At 48.0% G+C, this 3,520-nt stretch carries 2 protein-coding genes; both read left to right on the forward strand.

Going from position 1 to position 3,520, the window contains the following annotated elements:
• The coding region (locus ABYT30_RS17160; protein WP_373097663.1) for a hypothetical protein at positions 1-406 on the forward strand (406 nt) is incomplete at its 5' end.
• Between the two features lie 42 nt (positions 407-448).
• The coding region (locus ABYT30_RS17165) for a poly-gamma-glutamate biosynthesis protein PgsC/CapC (RefSeq protein ID WP_373097664.1) at positions 449-3,520 on the forward strand (3,072 nt) is incomplete at its 3' end.

The following is a 3,520-nucleotide window of genomic DNA, read 5'->3' on the forward strand; positions in this document are numbered from 1 at the left end:
ATCAAAACCTGTTATTAGCCCATTAGTCTGGGCCAAAGATCAGGACTTAAAGAATTTGCTGCAATCGGCTATAAATTTATTGCGTGATGATGCCTTGGCTAATACCGAGTTAAGTATTGAAGTCGACGATATTCGGGATGGATCTCGACGGGACGTTACGATTAGTTTAGGAAATAAAGGCTACGGTATACCAGGGGAAGAGTTTGAAAAAATAGCTAAAAAGCTGATGGACGGTGAAATTAGTGCGGAATCCCACAGCAGTCTGCGCCGCTTTCTAGAGCGAAAATCAACGGTTGAAGACTGGGCGAAGATAGAGATTAGTTCGGCGCTGGGGCGCGGCTATCTGATTCAGGTGAAGCTAGAGGGTTTCTCGATCAACAATTTGACCGCCGGGTATGAAGAATGAGGGGTAGCCTTGTTTGTATCTGCGCTGGCAGGGTAATCACACGTGATTGATATTTTCCCCGAAAATATTATTTCAGAATCTGTGGTTATCACAGTGTGGGTAGGCGTAGCGGTGGTGACCTTCTTTAACCTCCGTTTTGGCACCACAATGTCTGGCTTGGTTATTCCCGGCTATATTGTCCCGTTGATTATTGTTAAGCCCAGTATCGCCATTGCGATCATGGTAGAGGGACTGGCGACCTATGTTCTGGTGCGCCTGTTAGCAGACCGCGGGCCGCGCTGGCTAGGCTTGAATGAAATGTTTGGCCGCGATCGGTTTTTTGTCTTAGTGCTTGGCAGTATATTTGTACGGATATTATTCGACACCTTGCTCCTGCCCGAGTTTGCTTTGCAACTTGAAGCTATCGGTCTGCGTTATGATTTGCGGGATAATTTACATAGTTTTGGCTTAATCATTGTTGCGCTTATAGCCAACCAAATGTGGAATGGCGGCGCCCGTCTCGGCTTAAGCTCGCTCACTGCGTATTTGCTTATTACGTGGTTTATTGTGCGTTACGTGCTGATGGAATTCACGAATTTCAATTTAAGCACCTTGAGCTATATGTATGAAGATATAGCGAGCTCAATTTTCGCCGCGCCCAAAGCGTATATCATTCTGCTTACCACAGCTTTTATCGCCTCTCGAATGAATTTGCGCTATGGCTGGGACTTTAACGGAATTTTGTTGCCAAGCTTATTGGCTCTGCAGTGGTTTACGCCCTTAAAGCTTGTCGCGACATTTGCCGAAACCCTGGTAATTCTCGGCTTAGCTCATCTTGCCTTGCAAATTCCTTATTTGAAAAACAGGAATATAGAAGGTTCGCGGCAAATCTTAGTGTTTTTCACTATTGCACTCTTTTATAAATGGCTATTAGGTTTTGTGGTACAAATTTATTACCCTGGGGCCAAAATATCGGACTATTACGCATTTGGTTATTTACTGTCCAGCTTGCTCGCGGTCAAGATGTACCAAACCGGAAAAGTCATGCTAGTAAGCCGTGCCACCCTACAGGTGTCGTTTCTAGGCGTTGCGGTGGCGACAGCGATTGGATACGGTTTGAATCAATTGCCGACCAGCAATACCTTTATTTCGGTTGATCTTGAACCTCAGCGTATTCAAACCAGTGACGAGAGCCTGCAAAGCTATTTGGCGACGGCGAGAGCCGAACTCTTTAGCTCTGAACGCTCGCTGCTGGTTCATGCGCCATTATTATTAGAGTTAGAGCGTTTTCGTGAAAGTTTTTCTATGCTCGAGGCGTATTTAAACGGCAGCGACGAGAACTCGCTGGAAAAAATTAGCGCCAACTTTTATGTCCTGTCTTATCAATTAGAAATATTGGCCGACGGTTATATCGCCCTCCGTGATCTAGAACCGGATCGCGGCTGGGGTTTGTATGTATTTAGGCGGGATACCAAGTCGTCACTGGTGTTTGAGGTGCCTGCGGCCTTAGACGAAGTGCAGGCGGCAGACGCGGCGTCATTATTGTTTGAGAAAATGGAAAGTCGGGCTATTGGTTTTGCCGGGACGAGAAGGAAGAAAGCCCTGGACGGCGGCGGCGATGTGCTGCGCAATGCTAATACGGTGTTTCAGGTTTTTCATCAAGTATTCGGTCGTCGCCAGGTTGTCCAGATTCGCGGCTATGATATTGAGTCGGCTCGGAAGTTTGGTGGCACGACGGTTAAACGGGGCTGGCTGGGGCGGCATGGCGATAAACCTTCGCTGTGGATTTCAAGACAGCTTCCGGATGATTTGAATTTAGTTATGCTCAAATTACTGTCAGAGGATTTGGCCCTGCATTGGCAGTCCAGTGGCTTGGAGAACCGCCAGCGAGAAACCGGGACATTACAATTTGCTGAATTGTATCTTGATCATGGATCCGCTCTCGCGGCGTATAAATTATTAGGTCTGGATGAAAGTCTGACGGTTATTAATGCGAGTAAGCGGATTGACGGTTATTTGCAAGAGTGGCTGTCTGAGAATAAAGGCATCATTGCTAAGCGCGGCACCGACGACTATAAAAAGCCCGAGTTGCATGAGTTAATGTTTTTTGACCAAGCGGTGCTGACACCCATTTACGGCTTGCTAAATGGTGTTCGCGACGAGGGTTGGGACGAAGATGCCGACGCGATTGTTTCTCGTGTTTCTACCCTTGCGGAGCATTTCGGGTATCAGCTAATCCGCTATCACCACCTAAGCAGTAATGAAAATTACCTTATTTTGAGCGAGCTCGGTGAGCCTTATCGCCACTGGGGCAGTTATGTCTTTCGCGTTGGCGGGGGTAATAATTATTTAGTTGAAATACCACGCCCTATATATGAAGCGAATACCTTTGAGTATGGCATTAGTCTATTTGAACAATTGCGGGCGCAAACGCTGCTTATAGCGGGAACCCACCCGGCGGCGAATAGCGACGGCAGTGCCGATATTACGCTGCGCCGGCATAAAGAGAGTCTGTTTAATTTGGTCCATATGGTTTCGCTTCGAGAGTCGTCGGAACCTGCCCACGTAGTTCAAATTAGGGCCTTTAGCCCAGGGAACCGTGAATTCCCGACTACCGCTGATGTGTTGGTGGCGCATTTGGGGGCAAGTCACGGATACGGTGCGACGCCGCTGGAGCAAGGCTTGTTAGCACAATTGGCTATGAGTGGTATTAGTTTTGAAGAAGTGAAGGGCGAGCGATCTACGCTCGGATTTGAGGCGTCGTGGAATGCCCAGGCCAGTTATTTGCCAATGTTGACAGACGTCACTTTTGACGCATTGTGGTTGGCGCCGCAGGTGCGGCGACAATTTCGGAATACCCGTGACAGCTACCAGTTGCAGGCGAAGTTTGGCGCCGCCGGAATTGCCACGGTTGAGCTAGCCCTAACTGATTGGTTGCAGGCAACACCGTTTGTCGCCGACAGCAACTTGTCGGCACAGGTTTTAGCGCGAGTAGATAATTTCGTTGCGACCGAAAATATTAACGACTTATTTAGTCTGCGTGATGAATTGGGTAGGGCCAGTATCCAGCGATTAATCGATCGCAATACCGGACAATCTTATTTGCAGTTACTGGGCCGAGCTGGAAAACCGATA

Source organism: Zhongshania sp., from assembly GCF_041623545.1.
GTDB lineage: Bacteria > Pseudomonadota > Gammaproteobacteria > Pseudomonadales > Spongiibacteraceae > Spongiibacter.